This window comes from Psychrobacter sp. CR212 (assembly GCF_059693765.1).
The window spans coordinates 220,960-240,305 of the sequence record NZ_JCATIF010000001.1 but is presented as its reverse complement, the minus strand read 5'-3'; the positions used below and the strand labels follow the sequence as shown (position 1 = coordinate 240,305).

The following is a 19,346-nucleotide window of genomic DNA, read 5'->3' as shown; positions in this document are numbered from 1 at the left end:
TAATCATTGCAAAGCCGTTATTTATTGAAAACAAACGCATTCGGCAAATCTATCATCTTACAGTAACGCGGGTAAATCTGTCTTACTCATACAATGGACGCTTTAACACTAGAATTCAAGGGCTATCACATAAGTCTTCACTATAAAAAACTTGGATGCCTTGCAATAAGGACACATTAGCGCCAATAGCGCAGTTTCGCTAACGTAAATAAGAAAGCAACGAACATCCCAAGGTAATAGACCAGCTTTAGCTCAAGGGTGGGATCGCGGTATTTAAAAGGCAGAGCAACAGTCGCCGTTGCAGTCGGAAGTATCAATAACATCAGCAGCCAGTTCTCAATCACATTGAGCCAACCCTGTAAATCCGTCCCGTTGCGCAGTGAAGCGAGCCCCATCAAAAGACAAGCTATGATTAAGCTGGTAAATAAGCCATTTGGTAAATCTTTTGGATAGATAATTTTGGCAATACTGGCCGGTACAATTCGCATATAAAATTCCAGCCATGCACATAGAACATGGCTTAATGATTAAAAAGTATAAAATAGCACGTCACAATGCAAGCATAAAAAAGCACTATACTTATGGCAAAACCCTTTAACTATAAGTGCCCATCAGCCATAGCATCGATATACAAGAGGTCAAATAGCCCAAACTAATGGCATTCCAGCTCTCGATATGCAGTCCTTTAACCTTGTTGAGTATACGAGAACCTACCCAAAAAAACAGCGGAATACCTAACATGAACGCAGGCACAATGACCGCAGCATGGCGCAACACTGTTCCGACATCATCACCCACCATCAAACGAAAGCCATAACCTGCCAAGCTCAGTACCAGCGCAAATATAGCCATGCCAACCGTAATGCCTTTTGGTACCAAGCTACGTTGTGTCTCACTTTTCGGTGTCTGATCAATATGTTTCATCGTCTCAGAAGGTTCCAATGAGTTGGTAGAATGTTTGTTGTCCATGATTCACCTTTACATGACTGGCCACTGCGCACAATTGCAAATGATATGGCCTACTTCAATACTGTTTTTTGGTCGCCAACACCGTTTATCGATCATGTCACAATATGTAGATTAGCTATTATTGGCTAAAGCCAACTCTGCGCGCATCTCATCAATAGCCGCTTTATAGTCTTTTTGGTTGAATATCGCAGAACCCGCGACAAACATGTCAGCCCCTGCTTCAGCAATCGCACGAATGTTGCTGGCTTTGACACCGCCATCTACTTCTAATCTGATATCTCGACCACTGGTGATGATACGCTGACGTACCTGACGTATTTTGTCTAATGTGTTATCGATAAACGACTGACCACCAAAACCAGGGTTAACACTCATCAATAAAATTTGATCCACTTTATCCATCACACAATCTAGATGGTGTAATGATGTGGCAGGATTGAGTACCAAACCGCACTCTGCCCCACCATCTTTGATAAGCTGAAGAGAGCGATCAACGTGATGACTGGCTTCTGGATGAAAGGTGATGATACTCGCCCCCGCTTCCAAAAATTGCTCAATCATACCATCAACAGGGGAAACCATCAGATGCACATCAATTGGCGCCTCCACCCCATAGTCACGCAATGCCTTACAAATCATGCTACCAAATGTCAAATTGGGTACGTAATGGTTGTCCATTACATCAAAATGAATCACATCAGCACCCGACTCTATTACCTTCTCGACTTCTTCGCCCAACCGCGCAAAGTCAGCTGAGAGTATCGATGGGGCGATCAGATAAGGTTTAGCAGGACTGTTCATAATTGGGCTACCTAATTCATGTTTATATAAGATATGGATAGATTAAAAGAAAATTCTAATTGGCTCACATATGCTGCGAGCCTTTGACATATTGATACTAAATACTTAGTTGTTTAGCGCTGCTTGTATTGGGTCTTACAATAAGCACGACCAACTTCGAAAGAGCGCTTTGCCTCATGCTTGGTAGCACGGTTACTCACGCGCTTGCGCCATAAACGAAAAGACGATGGCTTTAACGTTTGGCGCATAAGTTTGATAACTCCAGTCTCATCGAGACCATAGCTATGCTCTATCGCACCGAATGGCGTTCTGTCTTCCCATGCCATCTCTATCGCGCGAGATATTTGCGTCTCATCAAGTACTCTCTCACCTGCATCGTTAACGGTTTTTGCAATCAGCTCGTCTGACTTAGCTTGAGACACTTCATCACTATAATTATTGCTACGTTGTTTATTTTGTAGAGCAGCATCCATATCAGCTTGCATAGTCGCTTTTGTAGCGCTTGTATCTGCTGACTTATTCTTCGAATTAGAAGCTGTCAAGTCTTGATAACCTGCCATAAAAATCACCTTTTGAGCAGGAATGAGATAGCGAAAAACATATCACGGTCACCTGTATGGCAGCTTAGCTCATCTGAGCCATATGCCAATGATGCTCGATATGATCATTAATCACTGTCTGAATAAAATAATAGCTGTGGTCATGCCCCGCTTGATAGCGTAATGTTAAGGGCTGTTCGGCTTTTGCACAAGCGTCTTGTAGTTTAGAAGTCTGTAGCTGCCCTTCTGCTAAGAAATTATCAGCCGCGCCTTGATCAACCAAAATGCTCGAATACTGCTGACCAACTTTCTCTATCATCTGTGAGGCGTCCGCTTGTACCCATAGAGACTTATCATCACCGAAGTACTCTGTATAGGCGGCTTGCCCCCATGCAGACTCACTGGCAGCACATACTGGCGATAAAGCCGATACGCTGACAAACTTACTTGGGAACTTGAATCCTAGCAATAAGGCGCCATGGCCACCCATCGAGTGCCCTGTAATACCAATGCTATCGATAGGAAACTCTGAGCGTAATAAGTCATATAGCTCCTCAACGATATAGCTTTGCATGTTGAAATTGTCTGACCAAGGCGCTTGAGTCGCATCAACATAGTAGCTTGCGCCTTGACCAACAAAATAGCGCTCATCGTTTGGTACCTCAACATCGTCACTGCTGCGAGGCGAGGTATCAGGTGCAATCAGTATCATACCAAGCTCACTGCATTTCTGTTGAAAATGACCTTTATGCGTCACATTGTCCGCGTTACACGTCAGACCCGATAGATATAATATCGCAGGACAACGTCGTCCAGCTAAGGCCTCATCAGGTAGATAAATACTAAACGTCATAGAGGTTTTGGTAGACGTCGATTCGTGACTATAATAATGCTGCTCACCATTAAAACAGCGATTTACACTTTTTTGGGTAAGCTGTTTATGGTTAGACAAACTATGACTATAAGAATTCTGCATGAGTGATATCCTTTTTATTCAAAAAACCAACGATGGCGTTTAATAAGTGCTCGTTATTTGATACTAGCATTTGCCAGTTACTAGATCATTTCTCATATTTATTCGGCAGCTGCATCTACTTCGCCTACCGATAGATTAGCAGTAGTTTCAGGTAAAGCATTGACGGTCGTTGAAGCCGCATTATTTGTAATACTCGCTACCGATGGGCGCGACTTATCAAACAGCACTTGCTCAAATGCAGGTAAGGCGGTTTCCATCAAACTGCCGATTACCATCTGCGGCTCTGATGGCTCAAACCCCATTGCGCTCTCACGCTCATTGACACGTATACGAGCATCCTTAAAAGCCGACTCAAAACTGGTATTTCCTCTCAAGCTTTCAGCAAAAAATGCTTGACCAAAATACGTCATCTCAGCCGTATTGGTACAACCAAAAGATGCTTTGTCAGCGGCTGATGCCGTTATCACCACTGTGGTCGGAGACGCTAGTTCATCGATGAATGATCCCGAATAACAAGCAGATACCACAATCACACGCCAGCGAATACCCGAGGCATCCAGTGCTTCACGAAGCCATGCAGCATCTAGATTGTCCATCGCGATTGGCGGATTCGCTAACTGAACGATATCCTCGTTACCATGTGAAGATAGCGTCAAAAACAACACATCTTCGTCAGCATTCATCTGCTGACCGATTTTTTTCAAGCCGCGTAAAATGCTGGTTTTGGTCGCAATTGGCTCGTCCATCCAGCTATACGTATTATTAATCAAAGACAACGAGTGCCCGCTGGTCCCAAAACGCACATCAAACAGCTCACGTACTTTATTGATCTCAGAACGAAAGACGTTTTGACCAGAGAACCCTGCCACACCCATAAAGTACCAGTCGGTTTTGCCATCGATACTTGGGTCTATACTATTTAATGCTTGCTGTAATAAACGGGGCTGCTCATATAGTGCCGCCTCTTCCAACACAGGCTCTACTGGAATTTGCTTAAAGATAGGCTGATCAGCGACATTGCGCTGCCAGATCGTCAATAATGCCACAGCACCAACTAGGATAATAATTCGCTCCCACCATGGTAGGCGCAGGCGACGAGAAAAAATCCATAGCAAAGCAAGCGTCTGCCATAAAAACAATACCAAAAATAGTATGGGTAAAAACGAGTAACTCCACTCAGGTAACCAGCCATAGCTACCAAAAAACTGTACCAAGCTCTGCAATAATGCAGATAAGGTATCAGCAACCAACCAAAGAACGACGGGCACAAAAACCAGTGTCTGATTGCTTGCTCGCCGTGCCAAGATAATACCACTTAATAAAATAATCATCGGCCAGATCAAATAACTGACCAAGCCTTGCTCATTGAACGTACTGCTACTTTCAGCCGCCAACCACGAAAATAGGACGTTACTACCAAGTGCCAATAAGGCAAATACAGCAAACTGTATAAAGGTGGGCTTTACCCAAGAAAACGCCCGAGTTGAACCCACCAACATCCACAAAGTTGCGATAATATTGGCAGCGAAATTAAGCGAAAAACGCTGGAGCGATACGGTTTTTAACGACGTAAGTGACAAAGACTTAGACCTCTAGCCAGTCGAGAAAAATAAAATGACCCAATGATAACTATCATGATGTCGTCGCCGCTTGATGTAATCGACTTACGATTTTTTCACGGCTGTAGACATCTATTTATATTGAATTCACAATGGAATGTTTATCGAAGATGACTAGCATTAACCAATAGTTTAGCTCGCTAATCTATCGCGATTGTAACGGATTGTCGGTCAAGAGGATAAGGATGATTTGTAAAATTCATTCAAATATGACCATAAACCTCAATAAAAAAGGAGGCCTTGCAGACAAGACCTCCTTTTACATCAATTACCAGACATTATCTCATCAATAGCTCATTAACGCGCTTCAGATAAGCGGCTGGATCCTCTAACTGCCCGCCATCTGCCAACAACGCTTGATCAAAAATGACTTGCGCCAAATCATCAAACTGCTCGCTGCTCTCAAGCTTCTTAATGAGTGGATGATCAGGATTGACCTCTAGCGTTGGCTTACTTGCTGGCACATCTTGACCCATTTGCTGTAGCATCTGAATCATTTGCGGTGATAGCTCACCTTCACCAACGACTAAGCAAGCAGGGCTATCAACCAAACGCGTTGAGACTTTGACATCTTTAGCACGTTCGCCCAATGCAGTTTTGAGTTTATCAACAACAGGCTTTAAAGTTTCTTCAGCTTTTTCGGCTTCGGCTTTTTCAGCTTCATCCTGCAAGTCACCCAAATCTACCGCGCCTTTTGCGATGTTTTGCAGCGGTGTGTCATCGAATGAGGTTAAGAAGTTCATTGCCCATTCGTCAACACGGCTGGTCATCAAAATAACTTCGATGCCTTTTTTCTTAAACAGCTCAAGTTGCGGACTGTTTTTTGCTGCAGCTAGATTATCAGCCGTTAGATAATAGATGGCTTTTTGCCCATCTTTCATACGGCCTTTATAATCTTCAAAGCTGGTCTCAAGGCCATCTTGGGTGCTGGTGGCATAACGCAATAGCTTAGCAATACGTTCTTTATTACCGGCGTCTTCACCTAGACCCTCTTTAATGACATCGCCGAACTCTGCATAGAACTGGGCAAATTTTTCTTGCTTGTCACTGTCTTCGCTATTGGCAAGGCTTGCCAGCAAAGTCAAGATACGGCGGGCGTTACCATCACGAATAGATTTTACATCGCGTGACTCTTGTAATAGCTCACGGCTAACGTTCAATGGCAAGTCTGCTGAATCGATGACCCCTTTCACAAAACGCAAATACATCGGTAGCAGTTGCTCAGCTTCATCCATGATAAAGACGCGCTTCACATAAAGCTTTAGACCGTGCTGCTGCTCGCGAGTGTATAGATCGACTGGCGCTTTTTTAGGGATATATAAAAGCTGGGTATACTGTACGCGGCCCTCGACACGGTTGTGCGTCCACGTAAGCGGCGCGTCCATGTCATAAGTGATGTTTTTATAAAAATCGACATACTCATCATCTTCGATTTCAGAGCTTGAGCGTGTCCATAGCGCACTGGCTTTATTGATGGTTTCCCACTCATCAGTGAGCACCATCTCGCCGCCAGTAGGCGTGTCATCATTTTCGTCATCGACGACATCTTCTTGCCAGATCTCTTTACGCATCTGAATGGGCAGACTGATATGGTCAGAGTATTTATTGACCAAGCGCTTGATCTTGCTGCGGTCTAGGTAATTGTCTTCGCCCTCGCTATACTCTTCTTTTAGGTGCAAAGTGATCGCGGTACCGCGCGTGTCTTTGGTAATAGGCTCAACGGTAAAGCTACCAGTACCATCTGATACCCAGCGCACGCCTTTATCCGCAGGCTCACCCGCTTTACGTGATTCAACGCTGATGGTGTCAGCCACGATAAAACCTGAGTAAAAACCAACACCGAATTGACCAATTAATTGTCCGTCTTGTTTTTGTGATTCAGACAATTTATCCAAAAAGGCTTTGGTACCTGATTTGGCGATGGTACCTAAGTTTTCGATGGCATCGGTTTCATTCATCCCAATACCGTTATCAGTAAAGGTAATAGTTTTGGCGTCTTCATCGACGGCAATGCGGATCTTCAATTCGCCATCGTCTTCATAAAGGCTATCATCATTGGTAGCTTCAAAGCGCAGCTTATCGCAAGCATCCGACGCGTTAGAGACGAGCTCACGGACAAAAATATCAGCGTTAGAATATAGTGAATGGGTCACCAAATGCAGCAACTGCGCCACTTCCGCTTCAAACGTATGTTTTTTTAATTCTGGATTCAGACCTTCAGCTTGAGTTGCTTCACTCATAAAAACTCCTTTAAATTCTATGAAAGACCTATTATCAGATAACGATATACTCACTAAGGCCGCTCTCATAATGTTAGAGACCCTGCCGTATGTGATACCGTTAAACTGTCTATACTAATAGGGGCATTGAGAAAAAATTCAAGCTCAAAAGCCCTATTCAATAAAAAACACCGCGCTTGTTTACCAAGGCGGCGTTCTGGTATCAGTCATTTTTTAGCGCAAGAACAAAAGCTAACCACTATTCTGAATAAACCTCTATTAATAACTCCCAAATAGTCGTCAGTTTTTTGGAAAATTGAGTATATGCTTTCATAGTAACCTCTATGTCGATTGATATCGTCTGGTTGGTAATATCGTCTTATTAGCTACTATTAAAACCATTTCTCCAATATTTGTATAATTAATTGATTACAACATATCGTTTCGTTTTCCAAAATTACTAGACAGTTGATTCTTTCTCTTTTAACGTGGCATCGGGCGAATGGTGAGAATCTGTTCGCTACGACCGAACGGCCCGTATATATCGTGCAATACTGCACTGGTCAGCCCGATACCATCAGCGCCATACTGCTGTACCGCCTCGATACCGAGCCAGCGACCTTTAGGGGCGCGATGCATATGGATTTGCAGGTCTGTATTGGGAAACATCCAATCTAGTTTTGACAGACCTAAACCCAGTCTTGGTACCACGCCATTGGCCGTATCGACCATGCCCAGCAGATGCACCATATCATCAGTGGGTACGCCCTCTACCATCTCGACATCGTTGGTTATCCAAACCATGCCGCGACCTTCTCGGCGATCTGGAGCGGCCACCAAGCGTACGCTTTCAATAAAGCCGCCTGGCCACCCTTTCATGTCTTCCCAAACGGGCAACTCTTCAGGTTTGTATTTTGCTGGTTGATCTTCAAGTCCGGCAATCTCACTGGTATCTTGCGTAATGAGTCGCCATGCTCTTGCAATAATGGCATCACGGCCACGGCTACTCATAACCGCTTCAATCAATTCAATGGTTTTACCTGGTCGGATGCAGCGAGTAGTAATGGTAAAGTCATCGAGCGGTATCAGGCCTAAAATATCAAGGCTGATACGAGCGATACGCATATTGGCTTGCGGCGCAAAGTTATTAATCTCAGCTGTCAGAAGACCTGTCGCTGGTGCCATATGCTGCTCATGCTCATTCCAAGCGCCTTGTGCATGCTTGGTTGGCTGGTAATGCGCCAGACTAACTCCGTCTTCTGGCTGTTCGCGTTTAATAAATTTGTAATAAGCAGTCATAACTATTCTCTATTTCCTATATTTGGCACTTTCACCTGTATTTTTTATTTATGCTTGTATTTTCTATTTATGGGTAAGCTCTTGTTTTCTTAGTATGAGAATACCGCGAGCTTTTTGTATGAAGAACAGTAAGCAAATCATTATGACTGCGAGTACAGCGTAAAGAACGCTTTTTTCTGCCATAAACTTCATGATATTCATAAACAGTACAAAGACCACTGCCACCATGACAAGCATATTGAGTTTCAGTTGCTTATTCACTTCAGCGAGCGTGGCTTCTGCCAATACAAATCTGGCTTTTGGTTCTTTCATGCGAGCTTATCCATATAAATGATGATTCATACAAATACGAGGGCGTGTTCTAATTACTTACCAACTTGGGTCACAGGAATCCGCAAGGCTTTCGGCAGACTAAACGTTACGTTTTCTTCAATACCAGATAGCTCACTAGGCAGATCGCCCCCCCAGTCCTGCAACTGTTGTAACACTTCTTGGATCAGCACTTCAGGCGCGGATGCGCCAGCGGTCACGCCGATACTCTGCACACCATCCAACCAACGCTTATCCATCTCACTAGCGTTATCAATTAAATATGCACGGCAATTCATACGCTCTGCTAGCTCGCGCAGACGATTAGAGTTTGAAGAGTTTGGCGATCCAACGACTAAAACGACTTCGCAGCGACTGGCCAAATCTTTTACCGCATCTTGGCGGTTTTGGGTGGCATAACAGATGTCGTCTTTACGGGGACCTTGAATACTAGGGAACTTTTCACGCAGTGCATCGATAACACGAGCCGTATCATCCATCGATAGGGTTGTTTGAGTCACAAAAGCCAAGCGTTCGGCATTTTCCACAGTGAGAGCAGCAACATCAGCTTCGTCTTCCACTAAATGGATTTGCCCACCGTTTTTTGCATTGAATCGACCCATCGTGCCTTCTACTTCTGGATGTCCGGCATGCCCTATCAACACGGCATCCATACCGTCTTGTGCAAATTTTGCCACTTCAATGTGTACTTTAGTGACCAAAGGGCAAGTGGCATCAAATACGGTAATATCACGGCGACCAGCTTCATCTTCGACTGCTTTAGAGACGCCGTGAGCAGAGAAAATCACCACAGACCCATCCGGTACTTCGTGAAGCTCTTCGACGAATACCGCGCCCCGATTGGCCAAATCCGACACCACAAATTTATTATGTACAACTTCATGACGGACATAGATGGGTGGCTCAAAACGTATTAGTGCTTCATTAACAATCGCAATCGCACGGTCCACACCAGCACAAAATCCACGGGGATTGGCAAGATAAATTTGCATAAAAAGGCCTATCGTCGGATAATTTATATCTAAAGCTTATGTATAAAAGCTTTGATTCAAAAGTTGGGGCAAAATCAATGCTCTACTTTAGCATAATTTGATTTTATTGCCCTCAAAAATAGCAGCGCACTCATTGCAATATATCAGGTGCAAACATCAACATGCTAACTACATATTGCGAAACCCACTTTATCTCACATAAAAGCAGTTTATAATGACGCAGACGCAACTACGATGATTTCTATCGCCATACATGATGGCGTTTTTTCTTTTTTCCAGTCTCTACCACTGACTGAATCGTCTTTTAGTCTGTTACTAAGACGCATTTTACTAGCACATACTCCATTAGGATAAATTGTATGACAGGTTCATTATTTATTGTTACTGCCGCCTCAGGTACGGGCAAGACCTCACTGGTTAAGCAATTACTTGCTACGACCAACGACTTAACGGTCAGTATCTCACATACGACTCGCACCCCGCGCCCAGGCGAGATTGATGGTCAGCACTATCATTTCACAGATACTGATAGTTTTACCAATGGTATCAATGCGGGTCTATTTTTAGAGCATGCAGAAGTATTTGGTAACTACTATGGCACGTCAGAGAAAAGCGTACGAACCCAACTAGCGGCGGGGATTGACGTTATCTTGGAGATTGACTGGCAAGGGGCGACGCAAATCAGAGAAATCTTTGCCGATGCCATTATGATTTTCATTCTACCACCTAGTATTGCTACATTGCGCCAACGTCTCTCAACCCGTGCGCAGGATTCTGTAGAAGTGATAGAGCGCCGTCTAGCTGGTGCGGTCACCGAAATGGCACAATACGTAAATGCTGACTATGTCGTGATCAATGATAATTTTGATGTAGCCTTAGCTGAGCTAAAAGCGATTATCGTGGCGGATAGACAAACCCTTAGCCGTCAGCAGCAGCGTTATCATCGCACGATTAGCAACTTGCTAAATAAGCAAGTAGAAGAGTAAACTAGGCTACAATGCTCGTCAGTTGCTTATCTAACAAGTAGATATAAAAAGCAACTACGCGACTTGGCAAAAAATGCTATAATATTTAGCTATCCCCTTTTATGTATTTGATATTATTTTTATTGAGTGGCGGGCAAGGTCCGTGGCTAATAAAAACAACCGAGGTAGCTATTTATGGCACGAGTGACGATTGAAGATTGTTTGGATAATGTTGATAATCGCTTTGAGCTAATTTTGGTCGCAAGCAAACGCGCCCGTCAATTGGCCAAAGGTATTGCCGAGCCGTTGGTTGATGTCGATAATGACAAGCCTACAGTATTGGCGTTACGTGAAATTGCCGCTGGAAAAATCACCCGCGACATTCTAAATCAACCAGAGCATAACTTTGCAACGAGCTCATTAGATTTAGCATTGTCAGGCGATCATAGCTTCTAAAAAGCTATTTTTGATAAGGTTTGTTTTGCCAAGTCTTTGAAGCTGATAATGGCTTTATAAGATAAACATAACTTTATTGATAACAAAAACCACAGCATAGGCTGTGGTTTTTTGGTTGTAACTGTATTGTATTTGCTGTTTTGATAGCCATTTATCTATCAAAATAGCCCACTGAGTCAAATTTTTTCATCGCCTACTCGCTTATCAGTTGACATTGAATGCGATTTGCGATTAATTAGAGAATGGCCTATCCCTACTTAAGTTTCGTATGGTTGGTCAATATTCAGTCACCATTCACTGCTTACTTCAATCCATAATCAAGTCAGTCAGTCATGGAAAATAGGATCGTCATTTATGAGTCAAACCCTACCCAAACTCAGTCATCATCTCGTCGATGACGCTCAATATAACTTGCTGCGTTCAGTCGGTTATCTCACTGCTGCTGAGCGCCGTGACATTGTTGATGCCTGTGAGTTCGGTGATATTGCGCACATTAAAGACAAGCGCAAATCAGGGGAACCTTATATCACTCACCCTATCGCAGTGGCTGAGATACTGGCGGGCTTTCGCTTAGATCGAGATACAATTATTGCAGCGATTTTGCATGATACGGTCGAAGACACCGACGTGAGTGACGAGCAGCTCGAGCAGCGTTACGGCAAGATAGTGGCTAGGCTGGTCGATGGTGTGACAAAACTAAAATCCTCCTCTCACAATAAGCAGCAAAACAAAGCAGCGACCTTTCACAAAATTTTGACCGCCACACTCGCAGATCCACGGGTACTTATCATTAAGCTTGCGGACCGCCTGCATAATATGTCCACGCTTGATGCCGTGCGCCCTGAAAAACAACGTACGACAGCACAAGAAACGTTAGATTTTTATGTGCCATTTGCACGCTTGATGGGTCTTAATGATATCGCCGATTATATTGAGGTGCTGTGTTATCGTAACCTTGATTCTGATATGTACAACAAGATATCTGACAAGCTGCTACAGCATGGACTTGGGCGTAATTTCCAAAGAGAAGCCATTCATCGTTATCTGAGTATCGTGCTTAATAATTTGGGGCTCAACGGACTGGTCAAAGTATTAGACAACCGCGTGGTCATTTACCGTCAGTTTTTCCGCAATCGCGGAGAAATTAACACGCTGCTACGTCACTATGCATTTGAGATTGTCCTCGATAATATCGAAGCTTGTGACAAGTTGGCGTATTATCTTATTAAAAAGTATCAAATTGATGATACGCACATTGCTGATAATATTCGCAGGCCGTTACCAGGTGGCAATCAATCACTCACGCTCATTTATGAGCGCGACAACGATGTCGTAAAAGTGACGATTTTGACCAAGCAAATGCAAAGTGCTGCAAGGCTCGGCGTTATCGGTGCAGAGCATGCTTCTGACGTGAGTCAATCAGTTATCCAAGCGTCACTGCGTAACATGAAAGACTTGGTCGATGAAGACAACTTAAATGAGAATAGTCCTAACTTTTCGGCAGCGGTCTCGACTATTAATGAGCTGATGGATTATTTGCATTCGAGTAAGATTATTTGTTATAGCCCGCAAGGTCGTGCCTATGAGCTACCACAAGGGGCAACGGCATTAGACTTTGCTTACGCAGTCGGGCCTATGGTTGGTAACGTCGCTGTCGGTGCCAATATCGATGATAAAGCAGCAAAACTCGGTACCGTGGTAAAAAACGGACAGTCCGTTGAAATTGAGATAAACAGTCACTCAGAGCCAAAAGCAGAATGGTTAGGATTTGTGGTGACCAACAAAGCGCGTGAAGAGATATTACGTTGGTTCAAAGACTTATCTACCGCTGACAAGCAGCACCATGGTCGTCAAGCGTTAGATCGTGCCCTTAAAACCTATCAAAAAACGCTCGATGACCTAACTGAGGATGATTGGAAAGATCTGACTGAATGGCGCGGTGTGACTGAAAAAAACGCCCTATTCGAACAAATAAGCTCCGGTACACTACTGCCACAGCTTGTAGTCACTCGTTTGTTTAACGATGAAGTCAGTGACGTACAAGCCAAAGCGCACAACGAAGACATGACACAGCCACAGCAGCTGATCGCCAATGCCTCTGGGGTTGAGCTCGATTTTGCTAACTGCTGTCATCCAATCTATGGTGACCCTATCGTTGGGCACTTATCTCGGCACGGCTTGGTCGTTCATCGACACAAATGCTTTTCGCTTGACGACATTCGTAAAGACAATCCCTATCAGGTGATTCAACTGCGTTGGCGTAGTGATAACGCTGTAAAACAAGGTGAAACAGACGAGCATGATATAAAAAATAGCGGCAAAATACGTTTTCCTGCTTACTTAAAGCTGTCTATTGCGCTTAGCGATGAGCAAATCAGTAAAGTGATTTATCATCTGCGCCAGCTGCATATGGGGGTTGAGACCGTTGACGTGCGTAATAGTGATACTATCATCCATATCATCGTACGCAGTCGCAATCACTTGGCTCAAGGCATTCGTGAGCTGCGTTCATTACTCGGCTTCCCTAACATCATAAGGCTATATCAATTATAATAACCCTGCCTGACTAGCAAACTCTTTGTCTAGTCAGATTTGAACGCATCGCGCTGAGGTTTTGACAACCTCTAAAACAATACTAGGCACTGTTGCTTGTCAGTGAGCAACAGACCAACCAATAAAATACGAAAAGGACATAATATGACTCGTCAAACGATCCAAACAGATAAAGCTCCCGCAGCTGTAGGCACTTACTCACAAGCCGTAAAAGTTGGCAACACCGTTTATATTTCAGGTCAGCTTGGGTTTGACCCTGAAACCATGGAATTAAGAGAAGGTTTTAAAGCACAGGCTGAGCAAGTGTTCGAAAACATTAAAGCGATCTGTGAAGCGGCTGGTGGTAGTATCAACGACGTGGTTAAATTTAATGTATCTTTGACTGATTTAAGTGACTTTGCGGTTTTAAACGAAGTATTTGTGGCGAACCTAAGTGAGCCATATCCTGCTCGTGCTGCCGTACAAGTCGCAGCCCTACCTAAAGGTGGCGTGGTCGAAATCGAATCTATCTTATATATTGACTAAAACTGATAGTAATTTTTTTAGATACTCCTATAACAGTCAATCTATCATAAGCTTAGCATCATGCTAAGCTTATTGGTCTCTGCCTCTTTTTCTTCATTTCACATCAATATTAATCTGATAAGACTGCGAAGCCGTTTATGTTGGTACAAGTTGCGCTGCCCGTACCCCTTTATCGGGTGTTTGACTATAGCTTACCGGCGGATATGCTTGCTTCGCCAGACCGTCTGATGCCGTCAATTGGAAGTCGCGTTGAGGTTTCATTTGGTCGCCAAACCTTAATTGGTATCGTGATTGCTCATGTTTCTGAAGATGAAAGCAGTGTACCCGTCAATAAAATCAAACCGATTAATAAATGTTTGGACGCTGACCCTATTTTGGATCCCAGCATGCTCAAGCTGGCTTATTGGCTGGCGCGTTACTATCATTATCCACTCGGTGATGTCTTAGCCGTCATCCTGCCAAGCCTTGTCCGCCAAGGTAAGCCACTAGATCTACTAATTACTCATTGGCGAATATTGCCACATATCACTGATGATGTTTTTCGTGCCAATGCAAAAAAGCAAAAGCAGCAGTTTGACATGCTAAAGCTACATGGTGAGCGCGGTGCTAGTGAAGATGTTTTGCTATTAGAAGGTATGCAGCGAGCATTTTTAAAAACGCTCGAAGACAAAGGTCTAATCGAGCGCTATATCCAAACTAAGCAATCCCCTTCTCCCGTGAAATTGGCAAAAATGCCGCTTGATCTCAATGATGAGCAGAAACTTGCCGTTGATGCCATCGTTGCTGCGCATAAATCTGAAATCTATACTGGCTTTTTATTAAATGGTATTACTGGTAGCGGCAAAACTGAAGTCTACTTACAAGCGATGCAGGCGGTACTAGAAGCAGGCAAACAAGTGCTGATCTTGGTGCCAGAAATTGGTCTCACACCGCAGACACGTGCACGCTTTGCTAGTCGATTTGCCGCTCATATTGTTTTGCTGCATTCCGGCTTGACTGATACCCATCGTTTGCAAGGCTGGCAAGACTGCCGCACTGGTCATGCACAAATTATCATCGGTACGCGCTCAGCAGTGCTCTATCCATTTGCAGCATTGGGATTGATAGTCGTTGATGAGGCGCATGATGGCTCGTACAAACAGCAGGATACTCTACGTTATCATGCGGCTGATGTCGCACTCTATCGCGGCCTACAGCACAACATTCCAGTCATATTAGGTACGGCAACGCCTTCTCTTGAGCATCTGAAACTGGTCGAAGACGGCAAGCTGGTAGAGTGTCAACTGTTGACTCGTCCCGGCAATGCCAAGCCTGCAACCATGCAACTAATTGATGCGCGCCTGCAAAGCACTCACCAGCAAGCGCAACATGATGGCGATCGCTATGACACGGGGCTGACAGACTCAATGATTGGGGCAATTAAGCAAACTTTAGAAGCCGGCGATCAAGTCCTGGTATTTTTGAATCGTCGTGGCTATGCGCCTGTTTTATTGTGTGAGGCTTGCGGTTGGCAGGCAGATTGTCCCCGCTGTGATGCTCATTTGACCGTTCACTATAACAGTCTGGCGCAGCGCAGCGGCTATTCAGGTAGCTCTTATTTAAAATGCCACCATTGCGATTGGCAGGCTTATATTCCTACAGTATGCCCTGATTGTGGCAGTCAAAACCTAGATGCCAAAGGCATGGGTACTACCAGACTCAGCGAAAACCTGCATGCAATCTTTGCCAATCCCCAAACCAGCAAAGTGATTTATCCAATTATCCAAATCGATCGTGATACTACAAGACGAAAAGACAGCTGGGAAAATATCTATCAGCAAATCAATCAAGGCAATCCTGCCATATTAGTTGGCACACAAATGGTGGCTAAAGGTCATCACTTTCCTAATGTCACGCTGGTCTGCTTACCCAATGCCGATCGCGGATTTTTATCGGCAGACTTTCGCTCACCTGAGCATACAGCACAGCTTATGATTCAGGTAGCGGGCCGTGCTGGTCGAGGCGACAAAGGGGGTCGCGTGTTGATCCAAACACTACAGCCTGACAATGAGTTACTGTTAAAACTGGTCAAAGATGGTTATTTATCGTTTGCCCGCGAGCTATTGCAAGAGCGTAAAATGATGGGCTTACCGCCTCACAGTTATGCCGCACTGATACGCTGTGAGGGCAAGACGCTGGCAGCCACCACTCAAGCGCTCAAGGAGGCCATTGCTCATCTGCCAAGCAGGCACAACCTTGCCGTTCTTGGTCCTATTGATGCCCCAATGAGTAAAAAGAACAGCCGCTATCATGCGCAGCTACTACTCTTAGCCAAAGATCGTGCGCACTTACATCATGTATTGAACCAATGGTGGCAGCCCGTACTTGCCTTACCAAGTGCCAAATACCTCAAGCTTACCTTAGACATTGACCCCGTTGGTTGGTAAAACCGACACTTATCATTCGTCGATGTTCTATATAGTGTTGTAATTTTTGTGATTTGTGCCTCCTAATGATTTTTACTTCGTCGTTACAGCTTCTAATACTTGGCTATGTTAAATTTATAACCTTCATCAAATGGTATGTGATGAGAATCTCACATCTACTCGACTTGCAATCGATACTGTTTACTTAACCTAGATACTAGCTGACTTGAGTGTTGTTATGAATCAGAATAATCCAAGCCCTGAAGAGCACAATCATCGTCATCAAAATGATAGCCATGAGCACTCGAATAACGATTATGACCGTAACGACATTCATAATCATGAGGGCAGCCACAACCATGATAATCATTTAGAACAGCAGACAGCATCACGAGACACCAAGGGTTACCAGCGCACCTTGCTGTTTAGCTTTATTATTATCACCGGTTATATGTTTATAGAGGCTATTGGCGGCTGGCTTACTGGTAGCTTGGCGCTATTGTCCGACGCAGGTCACATGCTGAGCGATGCGGTTGCTTTGGGCGCGACCTTGATGGCATTCAAAATTGGTGAAAAAGCGGCCACGCACCAAAAGACATTTGGCTATAAGCGTTTTGAGATACTGGTCGCGACCCTGAATGGCGCTACGCTCGTTTTTATCGCCTTGATGATTTTTTATGAAGCGATCAAACGCTTTAATTCCCCGCCAGAAATCGCAACCCAAGGTATGCTGATTGTGGCGACGGTCGGTATGTTGATCAATATCTTAGTTGCATGGCTCATGCACCGAGGCAGTCAAGGTGGAGAGTCACACGGGCACAATCATGGTAGTAACGATGCCGCATTAACAAAAACACCCGATAATAAAGAACCTGTCAATCTCAATATGCAAAGCGCGTACTTGCATGTGCTTAGCGATTTGATGGGCTCTGTCGCCGCGATCATCGCCGCCCTATTGATGATGGGGTTTGGCTGGGTATGGGCAGATGCCGTGGCATCCGTGATTGTCGCCATTCTTATATTAGTCAGTGGATACCGTGTCGTACGTGATTCTGTGCATATATTAATGGAAGGCACCCCTGCCAACATATCGCTAGTCAACGTTGAGCAAAAATTACTCGCACACCCTCAAATACAAAAAGTCCATGACCTACACGTTTGGAGTATTACCAGTGGCCTACACGCCCTATCCTGCCATGTCGTAGTCGATGGAGACATGAGTATTCATGAGTCGAGTAGCCTCATTGCCAATCTTGAACAAAGCCTATCAGCGCTCGGCATTCATCATGCGACTATTCAAGTTGAAAGTTTGTCACATCCACAAAACAGCTCACATAGTGAGGCTCTTGTTTGCGATATTTCGGGACAAGCACCTGCTGGCAACAGTCATATTGGTCATAATCATTAAGAGCAAATACCAGTATAGAAACTTGGCCAATTATTGGTTATGTTTTATCAAATGATATAAATAAAGCAATATGTGCCAAATAATCCAAGCAGCCACCAACACCCAAAGGCTGCTACCAACCACGAGTAACATCATTCTGACCCATATATCGAGGCAGCCATTGCAGATATTTGGCAAATAGACTGAGCCCATGTTTGACATCATAAACAACCAAAACCCAAGTGCGAGTATGACACCGGTACAAATGACGATAAAGGCTATTTTGCCAATAATTTTCAATGAGGCTCGCCACTTAGGACAAGCTGTCAGTTCTGATGAGTAGTTACTCATAAAGGTCATTCTCAATAATCTGATTGGCTATAAATCATTGTTGTCTTACATAGTATTAAAAATGAAAACCTATGAGCCAATAAAAGAAGAAGGTTTCACTTAAGTTTGCCTAAAACTTGTTTCTACGATTGTAATAGCATGTTAAAACTGATGAAAAACCCTATCTCTCGACCATATTTTTGATATAAATTCTGTATACTTAAGACTGACTACCCCTTTTCACGATCTATTGATGATATAACATTATGTCTAGACGTTCAGCACCCTTTGTCGCCCCAGACTATATCGATGATCCTACGTCAAAAGACGGCAAAAAACACGCCAAAGTTTTGCTATCGACGCTGCAAGAGGACATTGCAAACTTTCGTCATGAGCAATTTCCGCCTGATATTTTGCGCCAGATTCGCGATATGCCTATCTATGAAGGCAACTTAGCAGAGGTACAGGCTTATCAGCAACGTTGGCAAAATCTACTTGAGCGCGCCAAGGATTTTTATCCAGCGGCCAATATGCCACCTGATTATCTGCCGCTTCCAGCCAGTCTTGAGATACCGCAGTTTATCTACCATGTTCAGCGCCTACATTTGACCAAAACGCGAGCCAAGGAATCTAAAAGCTTTGGCTCAGTTGGGGCACTGACTGATAAATGTGGTGACTATACTGATGATGAAGTCGCTCGCATGACAGCGGTACTGGATAATGATGACGACGCGCGTTTGGTCGCTCATCGTGAGTTTATTGATCTGCGCGCTTATGTTTTTTGCCGCGATAGCAAGGGTGAGATGCTAGAGCCTGAACGGGTACGTTTTTATCGTACTGGTCTTATTGTCCATGCTTTGCCTGATTTTAAGATTGTCGACAGCAGGCAAACACCGCGCAAGCGCCGCAACGACGCTTATAACAATCCGCTTGCAGATAATGGTGTTTGGAAGATTTATCGCAAAAAATAATGTATGTTGA

Annotated in this window: 18 protein-coding genes; 7 read left to right on the top strand and 11 right to left on the bottom strand. The window is 44.2% G+C overall.

Annotated elements, in window-relative coordinates; all coding sequences use genetic code 11:
• Positions 1 to 176: 176 nt before the first annotated feature.
• From AC58CZ_RS01015 to ispH, 10 genes are all read right to left on the bottom strand, one after another.
• Positions 177 to 488 (bottom strand): hypothetical protein, encoded by a 312-nt coding sequence (locus AC58CZ_RS01015; RefSeq protein ID WP_058024609.1) that lies wholly within the window; start codon positions 486 to 488, stop codon positions 177 to 179.
• Positions 489 to 594: 106 nt separating this feature from the next.
• Positions 595 to 924 (bottom strand): hypothetical protein, encoded by a 330-nt coding sequence (locus tag AC58CZ_RS01010; protein WP_494223750.1) that lies wholly within the window; start codon positions 922 to 924, stop codon positions 595 to 597.
• A 156-nt stretch (positions 925 to 1,080) separates the two neighbouring features.
• Entirely contained in the window at positions 1,081 to 1,770 is a 690-nt protein-coding gene (gene rpe / locus AC58CZ_RS01005) for a ribulose-phosphate 3-epimerase (RefSeq protein ID WP_494223615.1), read from the bottom strand.
• Positions 1,771 to 1,883: 113 nt separating this feature from the next.
• A complete protein-coding gene (locus AC58CZ_RS01000; protein WP_494223751.1) occupies positions 1,884 to 2,165 on the bottom strand; it encodes a TIGR03643 family protein in 282 nt (93 codons plus the stop codon).
• Between the two features lie 229 nt (positions 2,166 to 2,394).
• A complete protein-coding gene (gene fghA / locus AC58CZ_RS00995; protein WP_494223616.1) occupies positions 2,395 to 3,285 on the bottom strand; it encodes an S-formylglutathione hydrolase in 891 nt (296 codons plus the stop codon).
• Positions 3,286 to 3,383: 98 nt separating this feature from the next.
• Entirely contained in the window at positions 3,384 to 4,865 is a 1,482-nt protein-coding gene (locus tag AC58CZ_RS00990; protein ID WP_494223617.1) for a C13 family peptidase, read from the bottom strand.
• A gap of 317 nt (positions 4,866 to 5,182) precedes the next feature.
• Positions 5,183 to 7,144: a molecular chaperone HtpG gene (gene htpG / locus AC58CZ_RS00985; RefSeq protein ID WP_494223618.1), complete on the bottom strand. Its 1,962-nt coding sequence runs from the start codon at positions 7,142 to 7,144 to the stop codon at positions 5,183 to 5,185.
• A 462-nt stretch (positions 7,145 to 7,606) separates the two neighbouring features.
• On the bottom strand, positions 7,607 to 8,422 hold the full coding sequence (locus tag AC58CZ_RS00980; protein ID WP_494223619.1) for an acyl-CoA thioesterase domain-containing protein: 816 nt from the start codon (positions 8,420 to 8,422) through the stop codon (positions 7,607 to 7,609).
• Positions 8,423 to 8,485: 63 nt separating this feature from the next.
• The gene (locus tag AC58CZ_RS00975; RefSeq protein ID WP_058024603.1) at positions 8,486 to 8,734 is read right to left on the bottom strand and encodes a hypothetical protein; all 249 of its coding nucleotides are present in this window, start codon (positions 8,732 to 8,734) and stop codon (positions 8,486 to 8,488) included.
• 53 nt (positions 8,735 to 8,787) lie between these two features.
• Entirely contained in the window at positions 8,788 to 9,744 is a 957-nt protein-coding gene (gene ispH / locus AC58CZ_RS00970) for a 4-hydroxy-3-methylbut-2-enyl diphosphate reductase (protein ID WP_058024602.1), read from the bottom strand.
• A gap of 359 nt (positions 9,745 to 10,103) precedes the next feature.
• Here ispH and gmk point away from each other — a divergent pair, with 359 nt between their 5' ends.
• The 6 genes from gmk (at position 10,104) to AC58CZ_RS00940 (ending at position 18,056) form a co-directional block, all read left to right on the top strand.
• Positions 10,104 to 10,730, top strand: coding sequence for a guanylate kinase (gene gmk, locus AC58CZ_RS00965; protein ID WP_071003072.1), 627 nt, complete (start codon positions 10,104 to 10,106; stop codon positions 10,728 to 10,730).
• 174 nt (positions 10,731 to 10,904) lie between these two features.
• Entirely contained in the window at positions 10,905 to 11,165 is a 261-nt protein-coding gene (gene rpoZ / locus AC58CZ_RS00960; RefSeq protein WP_057761396.1) for a DNA-directed RNA polymerase subunit omega, read from the top strand.
• A gap of 354 nt (positions 11,166 to 11,519) precedes the next feature.
• Positions 11,520 to 13,718 carry a RelA/SpoT family protein gene (locus tag AC58CZ_RS00955; protein WP_058024600.1) on the top strand — a complete coding sequence of 733 codons (2,199 nt, stop codon included), beginning with the start codon at positions 11,520 to 11,522 and terminating at the stop codon, positions 13,716 to 13,718.
• 144 nt (positions 13,719 to 13,862) lie between these two features.
• Entirely contained in the window at positions 13,863 to 14,243 is a 381-nt protein-coding gene (locus AC58CZ_RS00950; protein WP_058024599.1) for a RidA family protein, read from the top strand.
• A gap of 137 nt (positions 14,244 to 14,380) precedes the next feature.
• Positions 14,381 to 16,669, top strand: coding sequence for a primosomal protein N' (locus tag AC58CZ_RS00945; RefSeq protein WP_494223620.1), 2,289 nt, complete (start codon positions 14,381 to 14,383; stop codon positions 16,667 to 16,669).
• Positions 16,670 to 16,886: 217 nt separating this feature from the next.
• Positions 16,887 to 18,056: a cation diffusion facilitator family transporter gene (locus AC58CZ_RS00940; protein WP_494223621.1), complete on the top strand. Its 1,170-nt coding sequence runs from the start codon at positions 16,887 to 16,889 to the stop codon at positions 18,054 to 18,056.
• Between the two features lie 30 nt (positions 18,057 to 18,086).
• Here the strand turns inward: AC58CZ_RS00940 and AC58CZ_RS00935 are convergent, their stop codons facing one another.
• Positions 18,087 to 18,386, bottom strand: coding sequence for a hypothetical protein (locus tag AC58CZ_RS00935; RefSeq protein ID WP_494223622.1), 300 nt, complete (start codon positions 18,384 to 18,386; stop codon positions 18,087 to 18,089).
• A 245-nt stretch (positions 18,387 to 18,631) separates the two neighbouring features.
• Between AC58CZ_RS00935 and AC58CZ_RS00930 the strand changes: the two genes are divergently transcribed.
• Entirely contained in the window at positions 18,632 to 19,336 is a 705-nt protein-coding gene (locus AC58CZ_RS00930) for a hypothetical protein (protein ID WP_058024595.1), read from the top strand.
• Positions 19,337 to 19,346 lie beyond the last annotated feature (10 nt).